Below are 24,963 nucleotides of genomic sequence, written 5' to 3'. Positions count from 1 at the left end.
TCGAAAAACTGACGGCGTCCAGGAGGCCGGGCAAGGGCCTTCTGTGGCGCCTCACGCGCCCCCGTAGACCGAGATGGCGCCGAAAATGGCAAAGCCCGCCGTCAGGAAGACTGGACCGAGGCGCGACGTCTCGCCCTCGTGCGCCTCGCCAATCATCTCTTCGACCACGACGGCGACCAGGGCGCCACCGGTCAGGGCGAGCACGGAAAGGGTGACGATCTCCGGAGCCTGGCGCAGGGCGAGGAAGCCGAGCGCGGCTCCGAGCAGGATCGGCACGGCGAAGCTGGCCGCCATGAGGATTCGTCGCCTGCGCCTAATGCCTGCGTTTCGGAGAGTCGCTACGGCGGCGAAGCCCTCCGGAACGTCGGCCGGCACCTGACCGAGCGCCAGTAGGAGTCCCAGAGCCGGGTTGAGGACGCTCGCCGTTCCGATCATGACTCCGTCGCTGAACAGGTCGATCGAGACCCCGGCGAAGATGGTCATCGGGCCCTTCTGCTGCTCGTCGCGCCCCATCCGGGCCTGCACGTAGCCGATCGCCCGATCCAGACCGATGAACAGGGCGCCGCCCACCACGAACGCGAGCAGGGGTACCCATGGCTGGCTGGCCTTCAGCGCCTCCGGCATGAGCTCGAGACCGACGACGGCGAGAACGATTCCCGCGGCGAGGTGGAGGGACAGGCTCAGGGCGCGCTCCGAGACCCGGAACATCTCCGCCAGTACACCGCCGAAGAAGTTGCCCGCCGCAGGCAGCGCAGCCAACCCGAGAACGACCAGGAAGTCACTCAGCATCCGGCTCCACTACCACCCTGTCCTGAATGCAAGCGAATGACACCGACCCGACACACTGCGATGTGAACGGATCGATCGTTTTGGCTGAGCAGAGGTAGCTGCTGGTGTCGGCTCCATGCCTTCGGGCAGCGCCACCGTGGTACCGCTCGAATCCGACGACGTCCGTGGCTCCCGCAGGGGACGGCCGCCGGAGTGTCAGTCGTGCGCCGCAAGCTCGTGTGCAGCGTGCGCAGGACTCTCCAGCTGGAACGTCGAGTGCGCGATGCTGACGTCGAAGTGCTCGGCCAGACACGCCTGCAGCTGGTCCAACACCTGCGGCGCGTGCCCGTCCTGGAAGCAGGAGTCCTCGACCACCACGTGCGCCGTCAAGACGGGCAGCTCGCTGGTGATCTGGGAAGCGTGCAAGTCGTGCACGTCCAGCACGTGCGGAACGCCCAGCAGATGCCCACGGACGTCGTCTAGGTCCAGACCCGGTGGCGTGCTCTCGAGCAGCACCGAGATGGTCTCCCGCAGCAGCTTGATCGTCCGGGGGATGATCAGCACCGCGATGAGCAAGGAGGCGACGGCGTCCGCCTGCTGCCATCCGGTCAGCAGGATCACGACGGCGGAGAGGAGAACGGCCACCGAACCGAGGGTGTCGTTCAGAACCTCGAGGAACGCCGCCCGCATGTTCACGTTCGAACTGCGGCCGCCCCTGGTCAGGACGACGATGCCGATCACATTGGCGACGAGGCCGACGGCGCCGAAGACGAGGACCGGTGTCGTAGCGATCTCCGCGGGCTCGAAGAGTCGTCTAACACCTTCGATGAGGACGTAGGTACCCACGGCGAACAGCGCCGCCGCCTGCAGTGTGGCGCCGAGCACCTCCGCGCGGCGGTAACCCCACGTGCGCTTTGCTGTGGCGGGGCGCATCGACAGGGTTGCGGCGATCAGCGCGATCGCCAGCCCGGCAGCGTCGGTGAACATGTGTGCGGCGTCCGCCAGGAGGGCCAGGCTGCCCGAGATGAGTGCACCGATCACCTCGACCACGAGGACCGTGGAGGTGAGAGCCAGGACGATCGCGAGCCTGCGACGGCGACCTGCGGCGTCCCCCGCGGTCCCCCCGTGGTCGTGCCCGCGGCTCACCGGGGAACTCCGTTGCTGACTGGCTGCCGGTGGTCGACGTGGGCGGTGACCGGCGCCGACGTGTGGGCTACAGGCGGCCGGTAGGCCTGCGGCCGGCCGGCGCGGACGCCGTTGGCGATGACGAGGATCTCCGCAAGTTCGTGCGTGACGATGACAGTGCCAAGTCCGAGGACGCCGAAGGCGGCCAGCGGGATGAGCACGACCAGGATCGCCGCCGACAGCAGCAGGCTCTGCAGCATGATTCGCCGCGCCCGACGGGCATGCGCGAGCGTCCGGGGCAACTGGCGCAGATCCTCGCCCATGAGCGCAACGTCGGCGGTCTCGATCGCCACGTCGGTGCCCATGGCGCCCATGGCGATGCCTACGTCGGCAGTGGCCAGCGCGGGCGCATCGTTGATTCCGTCGCCGACCATCGCGACCTTGCCGTGGCGGCCCAACTGCTCCACGAGGGTGGCCTTGTCTTCAGGACGGAGCTCGGCGTGCACCTGCTCGATCCCAGCGGCGGTGGCCAGTTGCGCGGCAGTGCGGCCATTGTCCCCGGTGAGCATGCTGGTGCTGATGCCCAGCCGATGCAGTGCACGGACGGCCTCGGCAGCTTCGGGTCGGAGCTCGTCGCGAATGGCCAGCGCTCCCAGCAGCCGACCGTCGACCTCCACGAGCACCACGGTCGCTCCGGCGTCCTGGTGGGTGGTCACAACCGCGGCGAGCGGTCCGGGGTCGATGTAACCGGGCTTGCCCAGGCGTGCTGACCGTCCGTCGATGGAGCCGGTGACGCCCTGGCCAGCCAGCGCATGGGTGTCCGCAGCGGGCTCGACTGCAGGCTCGTCCGCCGGCCAGGCGGCCAGCACGGCACCGGCCAGGGGATGCTCGCTCCGCGCCTCCAGCGCCACCGCCACAGTAAGGACCCGACGCTGGTCGGACCCGGGCAGAGCTTCGATGGCAACCACGACAGGCCGGTTGCGGGTCAGCGTCCCGGTCTTGTCCAGCGCCACGGCGCGCACTCCGCCGAGGGCCTCCAGCGCTGCCCCGCCCTTGATCAGCACGCCGGCGCGGGTAGCCGCGCCGATGGCGGCGACGACCGTGACCGGGACCGCGATCGCGAAAGCGCACGGTGAGGCAGCAACCAGGACTACCAGAGCACGCTCGATCCACACCTGGGGGTCGCCGAGGATGCTGCCGAGGACGGCGATCGCGGTCGCGACGACGAAGATGGCAGGCACGAGCGGACGGGCGATACGGGCGGCCAGCCGCTGCGCGGCGCCTTTGCGCTCCTGCGCCTCCTCGACGATGTGCACGACGCGGGCCAAGGAGTTGTCCGCCACCCGGGCGGTGACCACGACTTGCAGAACGCCGCCGCCGTTGACGCAGGCGGCGAACACCTCGTCACCTGGGCCCACCTCGGCCGGCACCGATTCCCCGGTGACGGCCGAGGTGTCGACGGAGGAGCGCCCGGTCTGCACGAGCCCGTCGGTGGCCAGCCGCTCACCGGGCTTGACCACCAGCACGTCCCCGGCCACGAGTTCGGCGGGATCGACATCGAACTCGACCCCGGCGCGCACCACCGTCGCTCGGGGTGGTACCAGGTCCAACAGTGCGCGCAGCCCGCGGCGGGTCCGGGCTACTGCATAGTCCTCCAGCGCCTCGGCCAAGGAGAACAGGAACGCCAGCATCGCGGCCTCGCCGATGGCGCCCAGCGCGATCGCCCCGACCATCGCCACGGTCATCAGCGTGCCCACGCCGAGCCGACCACGCCGTAGCGCGCGGACGGTGCCGGGCACGAAAGTAGCGCCGCCGCTGAGCACTGCACCGGCCGCCAGCACCGTCGACGCCGTAGCGGCGGCCCCATCGTCGGTCACCCATGCGAGAAGCTGAGCGGACAGCCACAGCAACCCGGCGATGCCCGCCAGCTGCGCCGATCGTGACCGCCACAGCGCGGTGGGCTCCACCACCGCCTCGCCGCCCGGTGTGGGCGCGAAGCAGGTGGGGTCTCCACAGCCGTCCCCGCTCAGCGCGGTGGGCACCAGCGTGCCTCCTGGCCGCGCCGCTGTCGGACCGTAACAGGCACAACCGTCCGCGCAGCCTTCCGAGCCGGGCGGCGCGTCGGCGACTGCTGGGCTCGGCGCGAGCCCGAGCGAGATCGTCGTCTTGGTGCTTGTCCGCTCGAGGGTGCCGCCGGCCGGGCGACGCTCGTCGTCGCTACCGCAGCAGAGGTCGGACATGTCATGCCCCCTGAGGGGCGGCCAGGCATGCACAGCCATCCCAGCCGGATCGGACGTGGCCGGATCGGGCGGCCGACCGGGAATGGCCTACGGCGTCAACCAGGAAGACCGGATGAGAACGGCGGCCGCTGCCTGTGAGCCGCTCATGCCGGCGATGGGTGCGACGAGATTCTCGGAGCATCAGCAGCAGCCCTCCGTCGCTGCGGTCGGGCAGGCGTCGGGATCCACGGCCAGGACGACGCCCAGCAGATCGCCGAGGGCGTGGGTGAGCCGGGCGTCCGCCAATTCGTACCGAGAGCGCCGGCCCTCGGGAACCGCCACGACCAAGCCGCACCCACGCAAGCAAGCCAGGTGGTTGGAGAGATTCTGTCGCGTCACGCCGAGCATCTCGGCCAGCTCCGACGGGTACCCCGGCCCTTGGCGCAGCGCGAGCAGGAGGCGGGTACGGGTGGGATCGGACAGGGCGTGACCGAAGCGGGCGAGAACTTCAGCGTGCAGCACAGGCATCACCGCATCACCGTACAGCGATCACTGAATACAGCCAAGACTGTCCTTGCGGTCCATCCGGCTGCGATTCCCTCGAGACTCACTAGATGTCGACGCCTCGTTCGCGGAGCCAGGAGGCCGGATCAGCCCGGCGACCGTCGAGCCCACCTTCGAACACCTCGAAGTGCAGATGCGGCCCCGTGGACTGACCGCGATTACCGAGCAAGGCGATGGTGTCACCGGCCCTGACGGTCTGGCCGTCCTCGACCAGGATCCGCTCCATGTGGCCGTACACGGTGACATCACCGTTGTCGTGGAGGATGTAGACCGCGAGCCCGAAACCCTGGGCAGACCCCGCGCGCAGGACGACGCCATCCGCCGCGGCGTACTCCGGGGTCATCATGGGCGCCGCGATGTCCAGTCCGTAGTGCATCGAGCCCCATCGGCGTCCGTAGGCGCTGGTCAGGCGCCCCTCCACGGGCATGACAGCCTTGGGTCGCGCTGCTTCCTCCCGCGCAGCACGAGAGGCGGCCAGCTCTTGGCTGCGCGCAGCCATCTGGGCTTTAGCGATCTGAGGCCGAGCGGCTTGGTCGGACAGGATGTCGACGGGTGCTTCCGTGAGAACCACCGATCCGGCCGGACCTTCGTGCGCGTGTGCGACCGGAGTGTCCAGCCACCAGCCGCCCTCCCAGAAGCTTGCTGCCACACCGCCGACGACGATCGCACTGAGGAGGAGCCGCGGCCGTTGGCGCAGGCCGGGTGCGGGTCGGGGCCGCCAGGAGGTCGTGATCGCTGGTCTGCGCGGTCGCCCGATCATCGCTCACCGTCCCGATGGTCTCGCCGTTAATCTCGAGAGAAATGACAGCACACCGTGATCGAACGGTGACCTAAGCAGCTTAGTACTGGGCGTGTCCGGACCGAGCGATCGACGGTCAGAAGGCAGAGGTGCCGAAGCCGGTGGCAGCCAACCAGGAGCGCAGCCACACCATGATGTGGTCCCAGCCGCCGGTGACCAGCAGGATGCCGAGCAGGATGAGGAGCACGCCGCCGATCCGCATGACGGTCTGGGCGTGCCGGCGAGCCCACGACGACAGCGTGAGAGCGCGGCGGGCGCCGAGTGCGACGAGCACGAAGGGGATCCCCAGGCCGAGGCAGTAGGCGAGACCCAGAACGGCGCCCCGGGCGGCGGAGGCCTCGGTGTAGGCCAGCGTGTTGACCGCTGACAGCGTCGGCCCCAGGCACGGCGTCCACCCGAGCCCGAAGACGACGCCCAGTACGGGGGCGCCGAGGAGGCCGGCCGGGGGCCGCCGGGTGATGCGTCGCTCGCGTTGGAGCCAGTGGAGCCCGCCGAGGAAGGCCAGCCCCATGATGATGGTGACGACGCCCATGAGTCGGGTCAGAAGGGGAGCCCATTCGAGGAGCAGGCGGCCCAGGCCCCCGAAGAGTGCTCCGAAGGACACGAAGACCGCGGTGAAACCCAGCACGAACAGCAGGGCGCCGGTGACCACTCGGCGCCGTTGACCGGCCGGTGCAGTCATCGTCGAGCCGGGCCGGTCGGCCGCCGCGGTGGCCTCGCTGCGGTTGACGGCGGGTATCGCAGCGGCGCTGGTCTGGGCGCCGGTCAAGCCGGCGACGTACGCCAGATAGCCGGGGACGAGCGGCAGCACGCATGGCGAGGCGAAGCTGATGAGGCCGACCAGTGCGGCGACTCCTACGGCGAGCAGCAGTGAGCCGTCGCTGACGATGGTGGCGAAGGCGTCGCCGAGCTCACTCACCTCGGGGTTTCTTCGGCCAGGAGCTGATCGATCGCTCGCCGCAGGTCGTCTTCCGGGACGACCGCCACGTAGACGGCGGCCACCTGGCCGGCGGGGTCGATGAGGATGGTGCTGGGCACGACGTTGGCCGGGAAGCCTCGGAAGGCCATCGCCACCTCTCCTCGTGGATCGAACAGCGACGGGTACTCCGCCCCCACGGATTCGACGAAGGCCTGCGCCATCTGGCGGTTGTCCTTCACGTCGACACCGAGGAACTCCACGCCCGAATCGGCAACGTCGGCATACACGGCCTGGAACTCCGGCGTCTCCACGCGGCAGGGCGCGCACCACGATCCCCAGAAGTTGAGCACCGTGATCTCGCCGGCCAGCTCCGCGGATTCGAACGCAGTCCCGTCGAGGAGCTCTCCGGTGAAGGTCGGCGCCGACTCCCGCTGTGCCGGAGGGATGACCTCGCCGAGGGGCGTGTTGCCCGCGAAGTCGAAGTCCCCTGAGCTTGCCGTGGCCGTGCTGGCGTTGGTAGCGCTCTCCCCGGAGCATCCGGCCAGGGCGGCGGCGATCATCAGGCCGCAGAGCGCCAGAATGCCGCGACGGGATCCGATGTCAGTCAACGAGAGTGCTCCAGTACAACCAGAACCGCTCCAGGATGGCGGCGGTGATGATGAGGACCCAGACCGTGAGCACGACGCCGTGACGGGCTCGTGCCAGCGCTACCGCCCGGGCGAGCCAAGGCGGCAACCGCAAGGTGAGCGCGGTGGCGTTGCGCAGGGTGAGCGCGGTGGCGTTGCGCAGGGTGACGTACCAGAACAACGGAACCGTCACCGCCCAGACGACCATGCAGTACGGGCAGAGTGCGCCGATCCGGTACAGGCTGCTGAAGATCAGCCAGTGCACGAAAATGACGGCGAGGGTGGCGCCGATCTGCAGCCCACCCCAGAACCAGCCTGCTACCCGCGCGCCGGCGAGAAGGGCCCCGCCCGTCGAGACCACGACGGCGAAGCCGGCGACGCCGAGCAGGGGATTGGGAAAGCCGAACGCCTCGGCCTGAGCGCTGGACATGATGGAGCCACAGCTCAGTACGGGATTGAGGCTGCACGTCGGCACGTAGGACGGATCAGCCAGGAGTGCGTACTTCTCGACGGCGAGGACGAAGGACGCGACGAGTCCGAGCAGCCCCCCGATCAGGAGCAGCCACGCCAGCCCGCGCTCCGAAGGCGCCTCCCGGCCGTTCGAACCGGAGGGCTGCGTCCAGTGCTCGGCGGGGGAGGCGGCGGGGACAGCCTCAGTCGGTGAGTGCAGCATCGATCAGTTCGATGAACTCGTCGGTGGTCTGCGCCTCGACTTTCTCCCCGTTGAGGAAGAACGTCGGCGTACCCTCCACGCCCAGCGCGAGACCGTCTTCACGATCCTGCAGCACCCGCTCGAGAGTGGCGGGATCCCTGACCGTCGCGTCGAAGTCGGCCATGTCGAGCCCCATCTCCTCGGCGAAGCCGCGGAAGACCTCTGCCTGAGAGTCCTGGCGCTCGCCCCACTCGGTCTGCGTCTCGTACATCCGGTGGTACATGTCTTCGAACCGGCCTTGTCGGGCCGCGGCCTCCACGGCAACGGCAGCGTTCTCGGCGTTGGCGTGTCCCGGCATCGGGAAGTAGCGGGCTACGAAGGTGACCTGCCCGTCGTAGTCGTCGCGAAGCTGCTCGACGAACGGGTAGGCGGCCTTGCAGGCCTCGCACTCGAAGTCGAGGAACTCCACCAGCGTGACCCGGTCGTCGGCGGCGGTAGAGAGTCGGTGGCTGTCTTCGCGCACGACGGGTGCGCCGCCTGCTTCGGTCGTGTCGGTGTCGTCCGCCCCGGAGTTGTTCACCCCGAGGAGGACGGCGACGGTCACGACGAAGGCCGCCACCAACGCGGCGGAAATCTTCAGGTTGGTGCTCAACCGCTCTCCTCGTTGATCCGGTCCGGCGGGTCGAGCGCCGACCGCGGCCATCCGGCGGGTGCAGCCGGCCGACAAGCTGGAAGCTCCACTCTACGAAGCTCCCTAGGAGGGTACAGGCGGCTGGCTCGTCGGCAGTCTGCTCGTGGGCGTTTGCGTGTCGACCGCATCTACTACCCTCCGTAGGAATGTCTGGAGGTGAAGGCCTCAGGCGCGCTGCGGACGGGGGGCGACGTGAGGGCCCACGATGGCCGGGTCGAGGCGGTGGTCTCATGGCCGGTGGCCGCTCTCCTGGCGGCGGGCGGCGGGGTGTGCCTGTGGCTGGCCTTCCCGCCGTACGGACTGTGGCCGCTCGCTGTGGGTGGCCCCTTCGCCCTCGCTCTGGCGACGCGCGGCCGTAGTGCACGGTGGGGCGCCGCGCTGGGGATGCTGCTCGGCTCCAGCTTCTTGTTCCCATTGCTCAGCTGGACCGGGGTCTTCGTCGGCGATCTTCCCTGGCTGGCGCTATCAACTTTCCAAGCCGTCTTCTACGCCGCCTTGGGGGGCGTATCGGCCCTGGTCGGTCGGCTTCCGGCGGCTCCGGTCTGGATGGCGGCGTTGTGGGTGGGGCAGGAGGCAGCCCGTTCCCGCATCCCGTTCGGGGGCTTTCCGTGGGGACGACTCGGGTTCAGTCAGGCCGACGGGCCGATGGGTTCTTTCGCCGCGTACGGCGGCGTGTCGCTGGTGACCTTCGCCGTGGCGCTCACCGGCACGCTGCTCGCTTGCGCCATCTGGCGCTCTTTGCTCTGGCGACGTGAACGCCGAGCCGGCCAGACTCGCGCCGTCGCGTGGCTCGTCGCCGCAGCGTTACTCGTCCCGGTGGTCGGGGCGCTTGCCTGGCTACCGCTGCCCGGGTCCAGCCTGACGGCCGGCGGGCCGACGGCCACGGTCGCTGTTGTCCAGGGCAACGTGCCCCGGGCCGGCCTGGACTTCAACGCCCAACGGCGCGCAGTCCTCGACAACCACGTCCAGCAGACACTGGCGCTGGCCGACAAGGTGGCTGGCGGTGCGGCCTCGCAGCCGGACCTCGTGATCTGGCCGGAGAACTCCTCCGACATCGATCCTTACAAGAACCCGGACGCGGCAGCCGCCATCGACCGAGCGGCGCGCGCAGTAGGCGTGCCGATCCTGATCGGTGCCGTCCTGGACGGGCCCGGGGAGAAGCTGACGAACGTCGGTGTGGTCTGGGATCCGGTGGAGGGTCCTGGCGAGCGCTACGCAAAGCGGCATCCCGTGCCGTTCGGCGAGTACATGCCGGCCCGCTCGTTCTTCCGGCTGTTCAGCGATCAGGTCGATCGCCTGCGTCGGGACTTCGTCGCGGCGGACGAGCCCGGCGTGCTGGACGTCGGGGGTGTGCGGATCGGAGACCTCATCTGTTTCGAGGTGGCCTACGACGGACTGGTGTCCGACGTCGTGGACGGCGGCGCCTCGCTCCTGGTGGTGCAGACCAACAACGCGACGTTCGGCTACACCGCCGAGAGCGAGCAGCAGTTGGCGATGAGCCGCCTGCGTGCCATCGAGCACGGCCGGACGGTCATCGTCGCTGCAACGAGCGGGATCTCCGCGATCGTCGCACCCGACGGCACTGTCGTCGACCGGTCCGAACTTTTCACGCCCTACCTGTTCAGCGGCGCCATCGCCCTGCGGCAGAACACCACCCTGGCGAGCCGAATCGGCGCGGGCGCCGAGTGGGCGGCCACCGCCACGGGCCTGGCCGCACTGCTCGCCGCCGTCGTGCTCCGCCGACGTGAGCCACCTCGGTCGAACGTGCCTTCGAGCGCTCGCGACGTGACCGTGCCCCGCAATGTCCACGCCAACCAGCAAGGAGCCCGATGACATCCGACCAGTTCTCTGCCCTGTCCGACTCCCTCTTCAGCGCCTCGATCATCATCTATGCCCTCGCGGCGCTCGCCTTCTGCGGCGAGCTCGCGTTCGGAAGGCGCGCCTCTCAGCCGCGTCAAGAGCTAGTCACCGTCGGCGTGGGCACTTCCCTGCCCTCCCCGGAGGACGGAGCCCAGCCGCTGGCGGCGACGTCCGGCGCGGCCGGTCGCCGCTGGGGGCTCCTGGGCGTCGGGCTCACGGGTGCCGGCGCCCTCGCCAACGCCGGTGTGCTCGTCGCCCGCAGCGCGGCGACCGGACGAGTGCCATGGGGGAACATGTACGAGTTCGCAACTGCCTCCGTACTCGCCGGCGTCATTGCCTACCTCGTGTTCGCACTTCGGGCCCCGGCGGTGCGACGCATCGGAGCCTTCGTGCTCGGGCCCGTGGTGCTCGGGCTGGTTCTCATCGGGCTCTACCTCTATGCGGAATCCGGTCCCCTGATCGCCGCCCTGCGTTCGGACTGGCTGGCCGTGCACGTGTCCGCCGCCATCATCTCGTTCGGCATCTTCATCGTCAGCGCCGTCGCCAGCGCGCTGTACCTGGTCGCGGTCCACCGCGAGAAGACGCTGGGGGACGGCGGCCGCAGGAGCGGGGGGATCGCCGACAAGCTCCCCAACGTGGTCGTGCTCGACCGGGTGGCGCACCGCACCGCGGTCTTCGGTTTCCCCGTCTGGACGTTCGCGGTCATCGCCGGCGCGATCTGGGCGGAGAGCGCCTGGGGGCGGTTCTGGGGATGGGACCCGAAGGAGACCTGGGCCTTCATCTCCTGGGCTCTGTATGCGACCTACCTGCACGCCCGAACCACCGCCGGGTGGCGAGGCCGCCCGGCTGCGTGGGTGAACCTCATCGCCTTCGCGAGCCTCGTCTTCAACCTGCTGTTCGTGAACCTCGTGTCGACCGGTCTGCACTCCTACGGCGGCGTCTCGTGAGCTGCGCGCGGCCCTCGGATGTCCTCGGCGCAGGTGTTTGACCGGCAGCTTCCTGGGCCTCCGTTATGCAACCGTGACAACTAAGCAACTTCGTACTACGGTTCCGGGCGGTCCTGCCGAGCTGTGCCTCTCGACCGGAGAGCCTCGGTCGGACCCCGCCTAACTGCCCGTGCCACACGGCCGGGCGGACCGGGGACCCACCGTCCCCCTGGGGTGAATCCCGCGTGCGCGACTGCGAGCACGCGGGTAGGGCGCCTTCCCGCCCGAACCCGTCAGCTAACCCGGTAGGCGGCGAGGAAGAACGGAGATCCGCCGCCTTGGCGACGCTGCACAACCGGTCTGTCCGCACGTCCGTTGTCCCGTCCGTAGTCCACTCCGACCGACCCCGCCGAGACGGTCGAATGGGTCCCTCCGGAGTCGAATCCGCGTTCATCCGCCACCGGCGCACCGGCTTCGTGGCCGCCACGGCAGCGCTTGTCATCGGCCTGTCGGCCGTGACGGCACTGGCTGCTCCCGCCGATGGGCAGTCGAAGGAGGCCGTCCTGAGTACTGAGGTCGAGAGGATCTCGGGGCTGGTGGCCGCGGCGGAGAAGGATCTGGAGAGATCCACCGTGGAGGCGGAGGCCGCGGCCGACGCCTCCCGCGCCGCGCAGACTGCGCTTGCAGATGCAGAGACGCAAGCCGCTGCCGCTGCCGCTGAGCTGGAGGCGACTCGCGAGGCGGTCGATGCAGCTCGGGACGGTATCGCCGCGCTCGGCCGCGATGCCTTCATGGGTGCCGACCCGCTGGGCGATGCGGCCGTGCTGCTCGACGCGGCCGGCCCTGACGAGGTGCTGGAGAGGGCCGCGATGCTCGACCTCCTGGGTGAGGATCGCGCCGAGCGGCTCGAGGAGTTCGAGGTGATCCAGGGGCGACAGGAGCGCGCGGATCGGGCGGCCCAGGCTGCGGTCGCGCAGCGTGATGCGGCGGTTCGTGCCTCGGTCGAGGCGGAGGCTGCAGCCCAGGCGCAGCTCGCGGCATCTCAGCATGCGTACGACGTAGCTGCTGGGCAGAAGTTCGCCCTCGACGCGCAGCTCCGCGATGCGGAGATCGAGCTGCTGGGGGCGCAGGGAGTGGCGGATCCGGCTGCCGCACGGGACGAGCAGCAGCGAGGCGAACTGGCGATGGCGCGCGCCGGCACTGCCGCGCTCGTGGCCGGCCGGGTGACCTCCTGCTATGGAAGTCGGTCTGGCGCCAAGCACAACGGCGTGGACATCGCCGCTCCCATCGGTACGCCCATCTATGCACCGGATGCCGGAGTGGTGCTGGACGCGGGACCGGCGAACGGCTTCGGCCTCGCCGTCTACATCCAGCACGCGGACGGCACCATCACCGTGTACGGCCACATCAACCAGTACTTCGTGACCGCGGGGCAGACGGTCGCCGCCGGTCAGCAGATTGCCGAGGTAGGCAACCGGGGGCAGTCGACGGGCCCGCACCTGCACATCGAGACCCATCGCGGAGGGCTGTACCAGCAGCGCGTCGATCCGGCGCCGTGGCTGAGTGCTCGCGGCATCACGCTCGGTGGCGGCTGTGGTTGATCCGTAGTGACGTCCGTAGCGACGCGCGCCACCGCATCAACCTGAACCTGAACCTGCACCTGAAGCAGGGGCTCATAGGGCAGCGAAGCGGCCCGGCGGGCACACAGAGTGTGCAGAGCATCACCGAGCGATCAAGAAGTGTGTGGCGAAAGTGCCGCGTGTTGCCGCCGCTACTAACGGTGATAGTGGGACTCTGCTCCGGCTCATACGCACCGCCACCCTCTTCCCCAGGGAGCGAGCCATGCCCGACCACCGTTCCCGCCGGCGCGCCAGCCTGACGGATGCTGGACTGTTGCATCACCGCTGGCGCACAGCGAGACATCCTGGCCCCCGCCGTCCGCTCCGAGCCGCACTGGTCGTTGTACTGGCCGGCGTTGCCCTCGTCGGCGCCGCGACGCCGAGTCTCGGCGCTCCTGCGCCTACCAATCCCACGGACGGCCAGATCGGTGCCGCGCGGACCGAGCAGGAAACTGCGGCGGCCGAAGTCGGCCGCATCGCCGGCCTGGTCGCGGTCGCCGAGGCCGAGCTCGAACGCGTCGGCATCGAGGCCGAAGCCGCAGGGACCGCCTACATGATGGCCGAGGAGGCGCTCCAGCAGGCGCAGGTCGTGGCTGAGCAGAGGGCGGCCGAACTACAGGCGGCGGCGGCTGCCGTCTCCACCGCGGAAGCCCGTATCGCCCGCTTCTCTCGCGACAGCTACATGAACGGGGCGACGATCTCCAGGACGGCCGCGCTGTTGAGCTCCGAGGGACCTGGCGACCTGATCCAGCGCGCCGCTCTGCTCGACTACGTCGCAGTCAACGAGGTGGACGTTCTCGGCCAGCTCCAGGTCGCCAAGGTGACTCAGGCCAACGCCGACTCCTCCGCTCGCGCCGCCCGCGACGAGATGGCCGCCGCCGAGGAGACGGCCCAGACCGCCAAGGCGCAAGCCGATGCGCGACTGGGCGCCCAGCAAGGCGCGTTCGCTGAGGTGGCCGCGCAGAAGGCCTCCTACGAGGCAGAACTCCAGGCCGCCCAGATCAAGGTGTTGGAGTTGCAAGGCGCACGGGACGCCTATCAGCAGTGGACGGCTCAGAAGCAGGCAGAGGAGGCCGCCGCCGCTGCCGCAGCAGAACGGTCGGCCCGGGAGGTCGCCGAGGCCGCAGCTGCGACGCGGCGCAACAGCTCCAGCGACGCCCCCGATAGCGGGTCGTCCGGTTACACCGCACCCTTCTCCGGACGCGTCACCAGTTGCTTCGGCGCCCGCTGGGGAACCTCGCACAACGGGCTGGATGTCGCGTCGCCCATCGGCACTCCGCTGTACGCGCCCATCTCGGGAACCGTCCAGCGTGCTGGGCCGGCCACCGGATTCGGGCTGGCTGTCTACCTGCTCGGCGACGACGGCGCCGTCTACGTCTACGGGCACATCAACGACTACTTCGTGCGCACCGGGGATCGTGTGGTGGCCGGTGAGCAGATCGCGGAGGTCGGCAACAGAGGCAACTCGACCGGGCCGCACGTACATTTCGAGGTGCACCCCAACGGGGCCATGTACAGCGGAGCCTCGAACCCGATTGCGTGGCTGAATGCTCGTGGGATCTCGGTCGGCGCCTGCGGGGGCTGACGTCCTCGCAGGTCGCTCCCGGCGAGGACAAGTCCTTGTCTCGAATCTGCTAGTCGGTCTGGAACGGCGCCGCCGCGCTTCACCTGTTCAGATACGCCAAGGCACGGAGGCGGGCGTTGTACTCCGCCAGCTCGGCGTCACCGGTGCGGTCGGCTGCCCGGTCGAGAGCCCTGCCGCGCCGCTCGTCGGAACTGGCCCAGGAGAAGAAAACGACCGCCAGCACCAGCACGGTGGGCAGTTCTCCGAAGGCCCAGACGATGCCGCCGGCCTCGCCCTGGTCCCGCAGCGGGTCGATGTCCCACCCGGCCGGGGGCTGGGCGAACGCGTCGACCACAAGCGAGCCGGCCATCATGATCGCCACGCCGAAGAACGCATGGAACGGCACGGGCAGGAAGAGCTCGAGCATTCGGCCGGGGTGGCTCAGCGTTCGTGGCCAGGGGTCCTGCGCCACGATCGGCCCGAAGAACAGGATCCCGGTGACGACGAAGTGCGCCAGCATCAGCTGGTGTGCCGCGGGGCTGCTCATCAAAGCGTCGAAGAGGGGCGTGAAGTAGACGCCGTAGAGGCTTGCGAGGAACAGTGGAATCGAGAACAGCGGGTGGGCGAGAAACCGGGCCAGGCGGCTGTGCAGCCCGTTGAGGAGCAGTGCCCGCGGGACGCCGGCCGCGCCCCGGCCCCGGGGCAGGGTCCGGAGCGCCAGGGTCACCGGTGCGGCGATCAGGAGCAGTAGCGGCGTGATCAGCGAGAGGATCATGTGCTGGCTCATGTGGACGCTGAACAGCACCATGCTGTAGCCGTTCAGCCAGGTGCCGGTGACGGCGAACAGCGACGCAGTCCCGGCGAGCCAGGAGAGCGTCCGCCACCAGGGCCACGAGACGCCCGTTCGGCGCAACCGCATGACCGCTGCCGGGTACACCACCAGCGCGACGAGGCTCAGCACTGCCAGGGCCGACGAGGCCTCCAGGTGAGGCAGGAACATTCGCCCCCACGTCGGCGGCTCGTCCGGTACCCACATCCCTGAGTGCCGCCCGTGCTCCACGGAACCTCCCTCGACGCTGATCCTCAATCTCCTAACGTGGATCGTAGACAGGCGAGAGTCGGCGTAAGGAAGTGTCGCCAGCTCCTACTAGTCTCGGTAGTGCCGGCCCAGAGATCTGGCCGGCCCCTCGAAGTCGAAGGAACGGGATGACGACCGCCTCAGGAACACGCGAGGTTCCCTTCGCTCGGGAGTCCGTGTGGCGGGCACTGACCGCCTTGACCCCGTACTGCCCGGTGTGCGACGTCTCCTACGTCTTTTCCGAAGGCCCAGGGACAGAGGCGGACGCGGTGATGGGCAAGGGGACTCGCTTCGTCTGCGCGCAGGGGCGGTTGGACGGCATGCCCCCACCGCAGGGCGCGGTGAGCGGGGAAGTCGTCGAATGGGTCGCGGAGGAACGCATCGGGACCCGACTGGAGTTGGCGTCGGAGAACTGGCAGACCCGCGTCGAACTCGCTGACGCCTCGCCGGGTGCCACGCACGTCACGGTGACCGTGACCCACGATCCCCAGGGCGGCAACCGGCTGCGGCAGGTCCTGCAGCGCAGGGCGATGCAGCGGGTAGTGCAGCGGACCGTGGACTCGGAGCTGGCCAAGCTGCCGGATCACGTCAGCCGGATGTCCGAGCGCCGCAGCGAGGTCGTTCCCGTCGAGCAGGGAGTTGCTCTCGTCAAGCAGGCGCCCAGTTCTGTGGAACAGGAGCGGGGCGGTTGGGTGGTTCACCTTCGGGGCGAGGTGGACGCTTCCGCCGTCAACCGGTTGGAGCTCCAGCGGCGTCTGGAGGAGTTGGCTGTTGTGGCCATCGATGTCCGCGGACTGACCTACATCGACGCCACTGCTTTTCCACACCTGCAGCGGTGGGCCAAGCGCACCTCCCGGGCCGGCGGTCGCGCGGTCATCCGAGGTGACAGCCCTTACTTCGACCAGATGCTGGGCGTCATGGGACTCACGTCGATGTTCCGGAGGGAGCCCTGACTTGGCAGCACGTCGATCCGACCGTCGCTGACGTCGCCGGTTCACGGTGAACGGTTCGACTCGCGGTGAACAGCGTTGTTGTGGCTCTGTCGTCCATCGTCCAATTGGCTCGTAGGCAGTCGCGACGGACGCATCTAGTAGGACGGGTTCGGCGTAGGGCCGGATCCGACTCAGATTGAAAGGCCTCCTGTGACATCCCGACTGGCTCGGACGCTGACCGTCGGCCTCGCTTCGATGTCGACGGTGCTGGGGCTCGGCGTGACCGCCGCGTCAGCCCACGTGGGAATCAGCTCTCCTGACGCTGCGCCCGGAGGCTTCGGGGAGGTGACCCTTCGGGTGCCCAACGAGAGCCAGACGGCTTCCACCATCTCGCTGCGGGTACAGATCCCGACCGAGACGCCGCTGGCATCGGTGCGGACGAAGCCGGTTCCCGGGTGGACCGCGACCCTGACGCGGAGCCCGATCGATCCGCCGGTCGACGTTCACGGCACCGAGGTCAGCGAAGCCGTCACGGAGATCGTCTGGACCGCCGAGCCGGGGGCGGGAATCGGCCCGGGCCAGTATCAAACCTTCTCCATCAACGGCGGTCCGCTCCCCGACGTCGACACCATCACCTTCCCGACGCTCCAAACCTACGACGACGGTGAAGAGTCCGCGTGGATCGAGCCCACGCTCGACGGCCAGCCCGAGCCCGAGAATCCCGCGCCCGTGCTGACGCTCGTGGACAGCGCAGCTGATGGCGACGAGGCGGATGGGGCAGCGACCGAGGCCGCTGGCGGCGACAGCGCCGACGAGTCCGATGGCTCGGGACTGGCCGTGACCGCGCTCGTCGTCGGCGGCGCTGGACTACTAGCCGGATCGACGGCGCTCGTCATGGCGCTCTCGGCTCGGCGGCGGCACACCACGACCTGAGCCGACTGGGTGGCTGTTGCGTCACCTCGTGCGGAACAGCGACAGCGCACCGCCGGAGGTGACGCGGGCATCCAACTGGTACTGGTTCGCCGAGTCAGAAACCGAACAACAGCCCCAGGCCGCCGAACGTGAACATGACCATGACGACCACGAGCGGCAACTGGTCAGAGGCAGGCGCTCGCGGCGCCACACGAAGAGCCTGCTCGTGCGCCAAGGTGACGCCCAGGACATGGCCGGCGACCACCCCGCCGACCTGCACGTAAGCGATCGTGTCCGCGGACACGGCGGTCAGGTCGACCCGATTGCCGTAGGTGCCGAACAGGTCGACCCCGTCAAGGCCTAACGGGTTGCTCAACAGGATCCATGTCGTCTGGCCGTCGAGGAGCAGCAGGCTGAAGTAGTGCGCGATGGTGTAGCCGACCGCGATGGGGATGACCGTTGCGGCAAATGTGCGTGGTTGCTCTCTCAGCGGTAAGTGGCTGAGGCGCCCGGACAGGCGTGTGCCCCCGACGTACAGCACAGCGACCACAGCAATCATCGCGGCTAGGCCCCAGGTACCGGACGCAGCATCGCTCGCCGCTCCGGGCCCGGTCTGCCAGTAGACCGTTCGAGACAGGCCGTCGAACGCGGTGGAGCCGAGCAGCACCACGACGACGGCGGCGAGGCCCGGCTCGGCCGGCGTCGTCATGACGTTCGTGAGCGGGTTGCGGAAGACCAGGCGCCCGTCGTCGCGACGTCCGAACGGTGAGAGGCGCCCCAGCAGCGTCGAGTACACCTCGAAGCCGTCACCCCGAGTGAACCAACCCTCCCCGAACCAGAGCCCGGCGGCGGTGTGGATGACGGCGTAGAGAACCAGAAACCACCCGACGGTCGCCGGCTCGGCCCGCTGCGGCGGAACCAGCTCGAGCCACACGAAGACCGCCAGGGACACGGCCCCCGGCCACAGGCCCAGCCGGGGGAGTGTCTCGGCTGCTCGGGCAGGGCCGGCGATGCCCCGGAGCGCGCGATGGACGAGCCTCAGGGGGTTGACGATTCGCCATACGGGCCCCAACAGCAGGCTCACGGGCACGAGCCCCACCGAAAAGGTGACGTATACAGCCCACGGCGCGATGTTGCGGGAGGTCTCGTCCGGGCCTGCGAAGGCGACGACCGTGACAAAGGCTGCGACCGCCAGCGCGAGGATCTGGAGCCCCCGGCGGACGGCTGGGCTGTCCACGGCGCCCTGAACCACGTCCGCCAGGGGCCGGCCCGAGGAGGAGTCGCCGATCTTGGGCTTGCGCCAGAAGAGCAGCAAGGCCGCGAAGCTCACCAGGACGGCGGCCCCGCCGCCGTAGAGCGCGAGCCCCAACGGGATGGGTAGGTCGGTCCTCGAGCCGACCCCGTGGGCGAGAAGCGTCATCCGACCTGGAGGGTGAACAGGAGCGTGCCCAGCTCTTCCAGCTCTACCTCGAAGACTCCCGAGATCGACGCTTGGAACGTCAACGTGCTCATGGTGTCAGGCCCGACGGGAGCGGAGAGGTCATAACCGTGCAGGTGGACCTCGTCGGCCACATCGCTGGTGACGGTGATCGTCACCAGGTCACCGGGCGTGACCGGGACTCGGCCTGAATCTCCGGTCACCTGACCGCCCACGTACGACACGGCAATGTTCGTGCCTGCCGGCGCTGCGGTGGTGCTGGGGGCTGGCGACGTCGCCGCGGTGGTAGTGCTGGCCGGCGAGCTAGAACTGCTTCGTGCGCCGGCTTCCGACTCGTCCGTCCCGGCACAGCCGGTGATCAAAACGACGGCTGCGAGCAGCAGGGCCGCCGGCACACGGCGAGAGCTGGCATCGGAGGCGGTCATTGGGTGGGCTCCCGAATGTGTCGACGATGGGACGTAGCAAAGTTCGGATCACTCGGGCGCCTCACTGCGTTGCTCGGCTTCCGCGTTCTCGCGTGCTGCCAGACGGCGGTCTCGGATGACCGCGCCGGTCACAATTGCGAGGAGGACCGCCGCAGGCCCGAAGAATCCGATCGTTCCGATGACGGCCAGGCCATCAACGGCGAGGACGGCGTCGAAAGCACGGGCACTGGAGACCCCGCTGTCTACTACTCGCACTAGTGCATGTCACATCGACCAACGTCAGATGTCAATCGGAGCCGATCCTCCCCCTCACGTGCGGCAGCGCTGACGATCTTCGCCGTGAGCGAGCGAGCAGCCGCTGTGCGAGGCGACTCGAGCCGACTCCTCGCACGGTCATGATCAACCGTTGCAGTCGAGCCGTTGATCAAGCGTCACCCCGGACCTGCCGCTTTCCCAGTCCTATCTGGCATACGTCACCCCTGGCCCGAAGGGACGCCTAATCCTCATCGGACGCGATAGCGGTACCGAGTGGGTGACGCGATGAGGTGACCTGCACTGTCACCCCTGCCGAGGGTGACGGCTCGTTGAACGTCGCTGCGGAGCCTCGACGGCATCACACCGATGCCGGAGGACCGCACATGTTCTACGACCCCACCATCGTCGGCAGCTGGCCGGAGCTGGCTGCCCGCCTGGACTGCGACTCCATCCTCGTCCGCTGGTCCGCCACCGAGCCGACTCTGGCCGGGCTGAGCAGCGTCCATGACCTGCTCGCCGTCTGGGCTGAGGGCAGCCAGGACGACCGCCGCGACGCCGTTCTCGCCGCGCTCGTCCGGCTGGCCGCCGTGGACGGCGGCCGCGACGACGACGCGCTGCTACTGACCATTCACTTGCTCAGCGGGCTCGTTCGCACGATGGCCAGGCAGCTCGCAGACCTGAACCCCGACAGTCTCGCCGTGGTCGTCGGCGAACTCGCCTGCCAGATCCGCCGTTACCCGTGGCGACGCCGACCTCGGGCGATCGCGGCGAACCTGCGCGCCGAGACGCGGCGGGCGGTACTCGCCGAGTTGCGCCCCAGCAGCCGCTACCACCCCGACCGGGGCGAGGTCCTGACCGTTACGGGTGACATCACTCGGATCGCATCCGCCAACGCCCGGGAGGAGGGGGAGGACCTCGACGTCGTCGACCTGCTGCAGTGGGCGGTGCGCTCAGGGGTCGACGCGGAGGACGTCGCATTGCTGATCGCCACCGAGTGCAGTCGCGACCGTCGACACCGGCGCGCCGACCAGCAGGTTGCCGCCGAGCACGGCATCACGACGCGCACGCTGTATCGCCGGCGGAACCGCACGTTGACAGCCTTGCGCGGCGTGGCTCCGCAGTACTTGGCGGCCGTCGCGTGAGTTCACTGCTTCAGGACGCCGACGAGACAGGCGACACGACCGATGGTGTGGCCGACGGTGGCGACGGCCGATCCAACGATCGACTTCTGTCGGTCGCGGAGATCCAGCACGCCTTGGGCGAGCTGCGTGCCCGCCGTCCGAAGGCCGAGGGGCGGGGGACGATCGCGACGGCACCGGTTGTACCCGCCCACCGCTCGAGGCGGGAGGAGGGAAAGACGGCGCCCGCAGGCCTTGGCAATAGGGGTGACAGCGACGCGCTGGCGGCCGACTGGATCGCGGTCGTCGCGGCACATGCCGGTGCCGGCGCCTCCACCGTGGCGCTGGCCATCAGCGACGCCGCCGCGATCCTGGACCGGCGGGTGCACCTGGTGGAGACCGCGCATCCCCGCCGGTCGGGGTTGATCGCCGCGGCGTCGGTGGAGCTGGGCACCGACGCCGCCGGCGCCTGGCGACGTGGCTCCCGCGACCGCGTCACGATTGACCGACGCATCGCGGATGTGGAGCCTGCCGGCTGGCCGGTCCTCCCGATCAGCGAGGAGCCGGCGGTCACCGTCCTCGATCTCGGGCTGCCTGCTCCGGAGGACCTGGCCCGGCTGGCCGCCGACCGCACGCTCACCGTCGTCGTCTGCCGACCCACCGCGCCGGGGGTGCGACTGACCGAGCACGTGCTGGGCCAGCTCGCCGAGCAGCCGGTAGTGGTGGCCGTCGTGGGCCCTGCGCGCTGGCCTCAGGCGGTGAACGCCAACTGCGGTCCGCTGCTTCGCGAGTTGCGGTCGCAGGGACGGGTGGTCCGAGTTCCGATCGACCGACGACTGCAGACAGCCGGTCTGACAGTGGACCGGCTGCCCACAGGAGTGGAGGCCGCGGGCCGGTCGCTGGCCGCGTTGCTGATACCGGCCGTGCCACCGCAGCCTCGGCATCGGCACCCGGCGGCGGCGTTCCGGCCGGCCGCGGCGGGGGAGACCCAGTGAGCCCCCGCAGGAGAGCAGCGGTACGGGCAGCCTCGACCGTCGCGCTCGTCGCTGTGGCTCTGGCCGTGCTGACCGCGGGGTCTGCCACTGCAGCGCCGCTGGAGCTGACCGCAGCGGTCTGCCCGGAGGCGCCGCCGGGAGTGGAGGCATTCGCCGATCAGGTGACGGCGTGGGTCAAGTGGGGTGTGCTCGCGCTGATCGGGATCGCCGCGGTCGTCTCGCTGGGCTCGGTCCTGGTGGGCCGCATGTTCTCCCACCCACATGCCTCCCGGTACGGGGCGATGGGCATCGCGGTGGTCGTGATGGTGGCCATCACCTACACGGTCATCTTGGTCATCCTCGGATCGATCACCGGCAGTGGGTGCACCTGATGCGCCGCCGTCCCGACGTACGTGGGAGCGGGGAGCCGGAGTGGAGCCCGGCGCGTCTTCTGGGGGCGCTCGTCGTCAGCGCGCTGGTGGCGCTGGCGCTTCTGGCCGGCCTGGTCCTGGCAGTTGTCGGAGGGCTCAAGGAGCAGCCGGACGAGAGGGACGCCGCACGTCAGGCTGCAGCTCCCTCCCGGGACATGTCTCGTCACGATGCGCTGGCCGCTGCGCCGATGTCGACCGCCGACCCGCATGACGCGCTGCCCGGCCCGGTGTCGAACCAGGCTGCCGGTGTTCTCGAGTTGCCGCGCGCCACCGGCGTGGGCCCGACGGACGTGCCCACCGGCTTCCCGCGTACTCCGGAGGGTGCGCTGGCGCAGTTGGCGGCGATCGACGTGACGGCGATGCAGAGCGGCTCGATGGACGGCGTGCGACGGGTGATCGCCGAGTGGGCCGCTCCTGGCGGGCCGACCTCAGAGACGTGGTCCGGGGTGGACGGCATGGCCAACTTGTTGTCTGCGGCGGGCCTGTCCGGTGCGGGGTCGCCGCAGTTGGCGATCGTCGTCCGTCCGGTGATGGGGCTGATCAAGGGCACGGTGGGCGAGGACTTCGCCGTGGTGTGCGTGAACTTCGAGTTCACCGTTACCGTGGAGCAGACCTCCCGGATCGCGATCGCCGACTGCCAGCGCATGGCCTGGGTCGGGGACCGGTGGGTCATCGGCCCGGGGGAGGAGCCGGCGCCGGCGCCCTCCGTCTGGCCAGGCACTGAGGCAGCCATCGCAGCCGGCTACAGGGACCTGCGCCATGTCTGAGCAGCGACGGGTGCGTGGCGGCTGGAGGCGCCGACTGGGAGCGGTCCTTCTTCTGTCCCTGGCGATCTGCTTGGTGTCCACAGGCCCAGCAGCGGCCGCAGACCCGATGGTGACGGCCTTTCCGGCGGTTCCAGGGGTGCCCGGCTCGCTGCCGTGTCTGCCGATCAATCCGTTCTGCGCGGTCGGCGAAGCAGCCGGCGCAGTGGTCGAGGACGTCTGGGTCAACGCCATGTTGTCGCTGTGGGAGGCCGGGCTGTGGCTGCTGAGTTTGGCGTTCTCGGTGATCGACGCCCTGGCCACTCCGGACCTGTCCGCCGGTGGACCGTTGGCCGCCGTCTATCCGGTGACGTTCGGCATCGGCGCGGCCGTGGCCGCGATGATGGCCGTGGTCCAGCTGGGTATCGCGGCGGTGCGCCGGGACGGGCAGACGCTGGGCCGGCTGCTGATCGGACTGCTGCAGTTCGGACTGGTCTGGGCCGGCTACATCGGGGTGGCGGCGCTGCTGGTCACCGGCGTCTCAGGACTGACCACCGCCCTGCTGCGCAGCCTGCTCGACATCGACACCATGGCCGCCTTTGACCCGTCGATCAGCGTGAGCCGCGACCTGGTCGACGGCACGGTCGCCACCGTGCTGGGGGTCAGCGCGATCTTCCTGCTGGTGCCGGCCAGCGTGGGCTATTTGCTGCTGATGCTGGTCCGCGAGGCGGCGCTGATCGTGCTGGCCGCGACCTCGGCGATCTCAGCAGGAGGACTGCTGGCGCAGACGTCGAGTACGTGGTTCTGGCGGAGCCTGCGCTGGTTCCTCGCCGCGCTGCTGGTTGCGCCCGTCGCCGTGCTCGTCCTCGGCGTCGGAGTGACCATCACCGAGGGCATCTTCACCGGAGCTGAGGAGACGAGCACCGAGGCCGCGATCGGCATGGCGGTGGTGGGCTGTCTGCTCATCCTGCTCGGAGCGATCTGTCCGCTGGCGCTGTTCCGGCTGCTGGCCTTCGTCGACCCGGGCACGTCGAGTGGTGCGGCGCTGCGCTCCTCGCTGGCCGCTTCCGGCGGAGTCATGGGCGCGCTGCAGAAGGCCGGTGGCGGGCGGGCGGCCGTGGCCACCGCGGCGGCGGGTGCCGCATCCGGTGGTGTGGCTGCCTCAGGCGCCGCGGCGCAGCTGGCCGGTGACCGCGCGCAGGGCGAGTCGACCGCAGACGCGGCGACGAGTGGCCGCTTCGCCGGCGCGCTGCGTGCGCTGACCACCGGCACCGCCACCGCCGGTCGACTGGCCGCGGGGGTGGCCGCCTCGGCGTCAGACGTGCTGTCGGGCGCCGGAGTCGGACACACCCACCCGTACTACGGACAACCGCTGCCCACCCGGGTACCGGCGCGCGGCAACGGCTCCGCCGGAGGGACGGCGACCGGAGGCGGGCACGGCCGCGGGCGCCGTCCCGACGACGATGGAACACAGCCGACGGGACCGAGCGGGAATGGGCGCGCTCACTATCCCGGAGGCGCGTCCACTGCGGCCTGGCCCGCCGAGCGGTTCGACGGCATCGCGCCTGACCGGCCCGGGGAGAGCGGTCCGATCGGTCCCGGCCAGGACGACGCGTGATGAACGCCGTCCGCTACGGCGACTACTCCCGCGACGTCTCCGGCTGGTTCCTCGGCATGACGGGCGCCCAACTGGCCCTCGTCACCCTCACGGGCCTACCGGCGCTGTTGGCCCTGAACGCGCAGGCATGGGGGCTGTTCGCCATCTGGCTGCCGGTGTGGGCACTGCTGGCCGCCGTGCTGCTGGTCCCCATCCGAGGGCGGGCGGCGGGCCGCTGGTTCGCCGACCTCTGCCTGCACGCGATCGGAGGTGCGATGGGCTGGACGGTGTTCGGCTCCCGAGCCGCGTCCGGGACGGCCGAGGACCTGTCCGAGGCGGACCTGCCCGGAGTGCTCGCAGGCATCCGCACTCACGACGGACCGCCCTACGGGCAGCTGTTCACCCGCCCGGTAATTGTGCAGAACTCCGCGGCGCGCACGTGGGCGGCCGTGGCGCGGATCGACCATTCCGGCATAGGCCTGGCCGAGCCGGACGAGCGGGACGGGATGGGCGCCGGCCTGGCCGAGCTGTGCGAGATCGCCGCGCGCACCGATCTGGTCGACACACTGGCGCTGCAGGTGCGCACCGTGCCGGACGACGGCGCCGAGCGCGCAGCGTGGGAGCAGGCGCACACGCGTGCGGACGCCGCGCCCCTAGGGCGTGTCTCCCAATCTCGGGGCCTGCGTGGTCGAGGCTGGGCGGGTGAGTCGTTTTCGGGCGTTGACCGA

At 69.8% G+C, this 24,963-nt stretch carries 24 protein-coding genes and 1 riboswitch; of the genes, 12 read left to right on the top strand and 12 right to left on the bottom strand.

Going from position 1 to position 24,963, the window contains the following annotated elements; genetic code table 11:
• Window positions 1-51: 51 nt before the first annotated feature.
• From GCU60_RS18340 to GCU60_RS18300, 9 genes are all read right to left on the bottom strand, one after another.
• Window positions 52-789, bottom strand: a complete 738-nt coding sequence (locus GCU60_RS18340) for a ZIP family metal transporter (protein ID WP_239521412.1) — start codon at window positions 787-789, stop codon at window positions 52-54.
• Window positions 790-984: 195 nt separating this feature from the next.
• On the bottom strand, window positions 985-1,914 hold the full coding sequence (locus tag GCU60_RS18335) for a cation diffusion facilitator family transporter (protein ID WP_163207859.1): 930 nt from the start codon (window positions 1,912-1,914) through the stop codon (window positions 985-987).
• Window positions 1,911-3,935: a heavy metal translocating P-type ATPase gene (locus GCU60_RS18330; RefSeq protein ID WP_345770688.1), complete on the bottom strand. Its 2,025-nt coding sequence runs from the start codon at window positions 3,933-3,935 to the stop codon at window positions 1,911-1,913. The genes GCU60_RS18335 and GCU60_RS18330 overlap by 4 nt, the downstream gene beginning before the upstream one ends.
• A 378-nt stretch (window positions 3,936-4,313) precedes the next feature.
• The gene (locus GCU60_RS18325; protein WP_163207884.1) at window positions 4,314-4,640 is read right to left on the bottom strand and encodes an ArsR/SmtB family transcription factor; all 327 of its coding nucleotides are present in this window, start codon (window positions 4,638-4,640) and stop codon (window positions 4,314-4,316) included.
• Window positions 4,641-4,722: 82 nt separating this feature from the next.
• The gene (locus GCU60_RS21955; protein ID WP_345770687.1) at window positions 4,723-5,325 is read right to left on the bottom strand and encodes a M23 family metallopeptidase; all 603 of its coding nucleotides are present in this window, start codon (window positions 5,323-5,325) and stop codon (window positions 4,723-4,725) included.
• A 226-nt stretch (window positions 5,326-5,551) separates the two neighbouring features.
• The gene (locus GCU60_RS18315) at window positions 5,552-6,394 is read right to left on the bottom strand and encodes a cytochrome c biogenesis protein CcdA (RefSeq protein WP_163207853.1); all 843 of its coding nucleotides are present in this window, start codon (window positions 6,392-6,394) and stop codon (window positions 5,552-5,554) included.
• Window positions 6,391-7,002 (bottom strand): TlpA family protein disulfide reductase, encoded by a 612-nt coding sequence (locus tag GCU60_RS18310; protein ID WP_239521411.1) that lies wholly within the window; start codon window positions 7,000-7,002, stop codon window positions 6,391-6,393. The genes GCU60_RS18315 and GCU60_RS18310 overlap by 4 nt, the downstream gene beginning before the upstream one ends.
• Complete coding sequence (locus GCU60_RS18305) at window positions 6,995-7,693, bottom strand: vitamin K epoxide reductase family protein (RefSeq protein ID WP_163207851.1); 699 nt, start codon at window positions 7,691-7,693, stop codon at window positions 6,995-6,997. Before GCU60_RS18305 ends, GCU60_RS18310 begins: the two co-directional genes overlap by 8 nt.
• Window positions 7,674-8,324, bottom strand: a complete 651-nt coding sequence (locus GCU60_RS18300) for a DsbA family protein (RefSeq protein ID WP_163207849.1) — start codon at window positions 8,322-8,324, stop codon at window positions 7,674-7,676. Before GCU60_RS18300 ends, GCU60_RS18305 begins: the two co-directional genes overlap by 20 nt.
• Before the next feature lie 276 nt (window positions 8,325-8,600).
• Here GCU60_RS18300 and lnt point away from each other — a divergent pair, with 276 nt between their 5' ends.
• The 4 genes from lnt to GCU60_RS18280 all read left to right on the top strand — a co-directional run bounded on the left by lnt (window position 8,601) and on the right by GCU60_RS18280 (window position 14,353).
• Window positions 8,601-10,196, top strand: a complete 1,596-nt coding sequence (gene lnt / locus GCU60_RS18295; protein WP_345770686.1) for an apolipoprotein N-acyltransferase — start codon at window positions 8,601-8,603, stop codon at window positions 10,194-10,196.
• Window positions 10,193-11,170, top strand: a complete 978-nt coding sequence (ccsB, locus tag GCU60_RS18290) for a c-type cytochrome biogenesis protein CcsB (RefSeq protein ID WP_163207847.1) — start codon at window positions 10,193-10,195, stop codon at window positions 11,168-11,170. Before lnt ends, ccsB begins: the two co-directional genes overlap by 4 nt.
• A 160-nt stretch (window positions 11,171-11,330) precedes the next feature.
• A riboswitch (cyclic di-AMP (ydaO/yuaA leader) is annotated at window positions 11,331-11,476 on the top strand.
• A 95-nt stretch (window positions 11,477-11,571) separates the two neighbouring features.
• Window positions 11,572-12,750 (top strand): M23 family metallopeptidase, encoded by a 1,179-nt coding sequence (locus GCU60_RS18285; RefSeq protein WP_163207845.1) that lies wholly within the window; start codon window positions 11,572-11,574, stop codon window positions 12,748-12,750.
• A gap of 241 nt (window positions 12,751-12,991) precedes the next feature.
• A complete protein-coding gene (locus tag GCU60_RS18280; protein ID WP_163207843.1) occupies window positions 12,992-14,353 on the top strand; it encodes a peptidoglycan DD-metalloendopeptidase family protein in 1,362 nt (453 codons plus the stop codon).
• A 79-nt stretch (window positions 14,354-14,432) separates the two neighbouring features.
• Here GCU60_RS18280 and GCU60_RS18275 read toward each other — a convergent pair whose 3' ends face one another.
• Window positions 14,433-15,332, bottom strand: a complete 900-nt coding sequence (locus GCU60_RS18275) for a cytochrome c oxidase assembly protein (RefSeq protein ID WP_163207841.1) — start codon at window positions 15,330-15,332, stop codon at window positions 14,433-14,435.
• A gap of 206 nt (window positions 15,333-15,538) precedes the next feature.
• Here GCU60_RS18275 and GCU60_RS18270 point away from each other — a divergent pair, with 206 nt between their 5' ends.
• Together GCU60_RS18270 and GCU60_RS18265 are read left to right on the top strand one after the other, a co-directional pair.
• Window positions 15,539-16,363 carry an STAS domain-containing protein gene (locus GCU60_RS18270; RefSeq protein ID WP_163207839.1) on the top strand — a complete coding sequence of 275 codons (825 nt, stop codon included), beginning with the start codon at window positions 15,539-15,541 and terminating at the stop codon, window positions 16,361-16,363.
• A gap of 234 nt (window positions 16,364-16,597) precedes the next feature.
• Complete coding sequence (locus tag GCU60_RS18265) at window positions 16,598-17,275, top strand: YcnI family protein (RefSeq protein ID WP_163207838.1); 678 nt, start codon at window positions 16,598-16,600, stop codon at window positions 17,273-17,275.
• 94 nt (window positions 17,276-17,369) lie between these two features.
• On the opposite strand, the gene GCU60_RS18260 is transcribed toward GCU60_RS18265, so the two are convergent.
• Window positions 17,370-18,674 (bottom strand): hypothetical protein, encoded by a 1,305-nt coding sequence (locus GCU60_RS18260; protein ID WP_163207836.1) that lies wholly within the window; start codon window positions 18,672-18,674, stop codon window positions 17,370-17,372.
• Window positions 18,671-19,117: a hypothetical protein gene (locus tag GCU60_RS18255; RefSeq protein ID WP_163207834.1), complete on the bottom strand. Its 447-nt coding sequence runs from the start codon at window positions 19,115-19,117 to the stop codon at window positions 18,671-18,673. Before GCU60_RS18255 ends, GCU60_RS18260 begins: the two co-directional genes overlap by 4 nt.
• A 638-nt stretch (window positions 19,118-19,755) precedes the next feature.
• Between GCU60_RS18255 and GCU60_RS18250 the strand changes: the two genes are divergently transcribed.
• The 6 genes from GCU60_RS18250 to GCU60_RS18225 form a co-directional block, all read left to right on the top strand.
• Complete coding sequence (locus tag GCU60_RS18250) at window positions 19,756-20,514, top strand: hypothetical protein (protein WP_163207832.1); 759 nt, start codon at window positions 19,756-19,758, stop codon at window positions 20,512-20,514.
• Window positions 20,511-21,485: a hypothetical protein gene (locus GCU60_RS18245; protein ID WP_163207830.1), complete on the top strand. Its 975-nt coding sequence runs from the start codon at window positions 20,511-20,513 to the stop codon at window positions 21,483-21,485. The genes GCU60_RS18250 and GCU60_RS18245 overlap by 4 nt, the downstream gene beginning before the upstream one ends.
• A 53-nt stretch (window positions 21,486-21,538) precedes the next feature.
• A complete protein-coding gene (locus GCU60_RS18240; RefSeq protein ID WP_345770684.1) occupies window positions 21,539-21,856 on the top strand; it encodes a hypothetical protein in 318 nt (105 codons plus the stop codon).
• Window positions 21,856-22,662, top strand: coding sequence for a hypothetical protein (locus GCU60_RS18235; RefSeq protein ID WP_163207826.1), 807 nt, complete (start codon window positions 21,856-21,858; stop codon window positions 22,660-22,662). The genes GCU60_RS18240 and GCU60_RS18235 overlap by 1 nt, the downstream gene beginning before the upstream one ends.
• Window positions 22,663-22,798: 136 nt before the next feature.
• The gene (locus GCU60_RS18230) at window positions 22,799-24,256 is read left to right on the top strand and encodes a hypothetical protein (RefSeq protein ID WP_345770683.1); all 1,458 of its coding nucleotides are present in this window, start codon (window positions 22,799-22,801) and stop codon (window positions 24,254-24,256) included.
• Window positions 24,256-24,963, top strand: a 708-nt coding sequence (locus GCU60_RS18225; RefSeq protein ID WP_345770690.1) for an SCO6880 family protein, incomplete at its 3' end; no start/stop codon positions are given. The genes GCU60_RS18230 and GCU60_RS18225, both read left to right, overlap by 1 nt.

Source organism: Blastococcus saxobsidens (assembly GCF_010682065.1).
Taxonomy (GTDB): domain Bacteria; phylum Actinomycetota; class Actinomycetes; order Mycobacteriales; family Geodermatophilaceae; genus Blastococcus; species Blastococcus saxobsidens_B.
The sequence above is the reverse complement of the archived record's forward strand: the minus strand, read 5'-3'. Positions and strand labels throughout refer to the sequence as shown.

What these genes read in the sequence shown, in the direction of transcription:
- GCU60_RS18305 (WP_163207851.1), bottom strand. Translation starts at nt 7,693, where the DNA reads ATGCTGCACTCACCGACTGAGGCTGTCCCCGCCGCCTCCCCCGCCGAG.
- GCU60_RS18250 (WP_163207832.1), top strand. Translation starts at nt 19,756, where the DNA reads ATGTTCTACGACCCCACCATCGTCGGCAGCTGGCCGGAGCTGGCTGCC.
- GCU60_RS18325 (WP_163207884.1), bottom strand. Translation starts at nt 4,640, where the DNA reads ATGCCTGTGCTGCACGCTGAAGTTCTCGCCCGCTTCGGTCACGCCCTG.
- GCU60_RS18260 (WP_163207836.1), bottom strand. Translation starts at nt 18,674, where the DNA reads ATGACGCTTCTCGCCCACGGGGTCGGCTCGAGGACCGACCTACCCATC.
- GCU60_RS18255 (WP_163207834.1), bottom strand. Translation starts at nt 19,117, where the DNA reads ATGACCGCCTCCGATGCCAGCTCTCGCCGTGTGCCGGCGGCCCTGCTG.
- GCU60_RS18280 (WP_163207843.1), top strand. Translation starts at nt 12,992, where the DNA reads ATGCCCGACCACCGTTCCCGCCGGCGCGCCAGCCTGACGGATGCTGGA.
- GCU60_RS18340 (WP_239521412.1), bottom strand. Translation starts at nt 789, where the DNA reads ATGCTGAGTGACTTCCTGGTCGTTCTCGGGTTGGCTGCGCTGCCTGCG.
- GCU60_RS18275 (WP_163207841.1), bottom strand. Translation starts at nt 15,332, where the DNA reads ATGTTCCTGCCTCACCTGGAGGCCTCGTCGGCCCTGGCAGTGCTGAGC.
- GCU60_RS18285 (WP_163207845.1), top strand. Translation starts at nt 11,572, where the DNA reads ATGGGTCCCTCCGGAGTCGAATCCGCGTTCATCCGCCACCGGCGCACC.
- GCU60_RS18270 (WP_163207839.1), top strand. Translation starts at nt 15,539, where the DNA reads ATGACGACCGCCTCAGGAACACGCGAGGTTCCCTTCGCTCGGGAGTCC.
- GCU60_RS18265 (WP_163207838.1), top strand. Translation starts at nt 16,598, where the DNA reads ATGTCGACGGTGCTGGGGCTCGGCGTGACCGCCGCGTCAGCCCACGTG.
- GCU60_RS18235 (WP_163207826.1), top strand. Translation starts at nt 21,856, where the DNA reads ATGCGCCGCCGTCCCGACGTACGTGGGAGCGGGGAGCCGGAGTGGAGC.
- ccsB (WP_163207847.1), top strand. Translation starts at nt 10,193, where the DNA reads ATGACATCCGACCAGTTCTCTGCCCTGTCCGACTCCCTCTTCAGCGCC.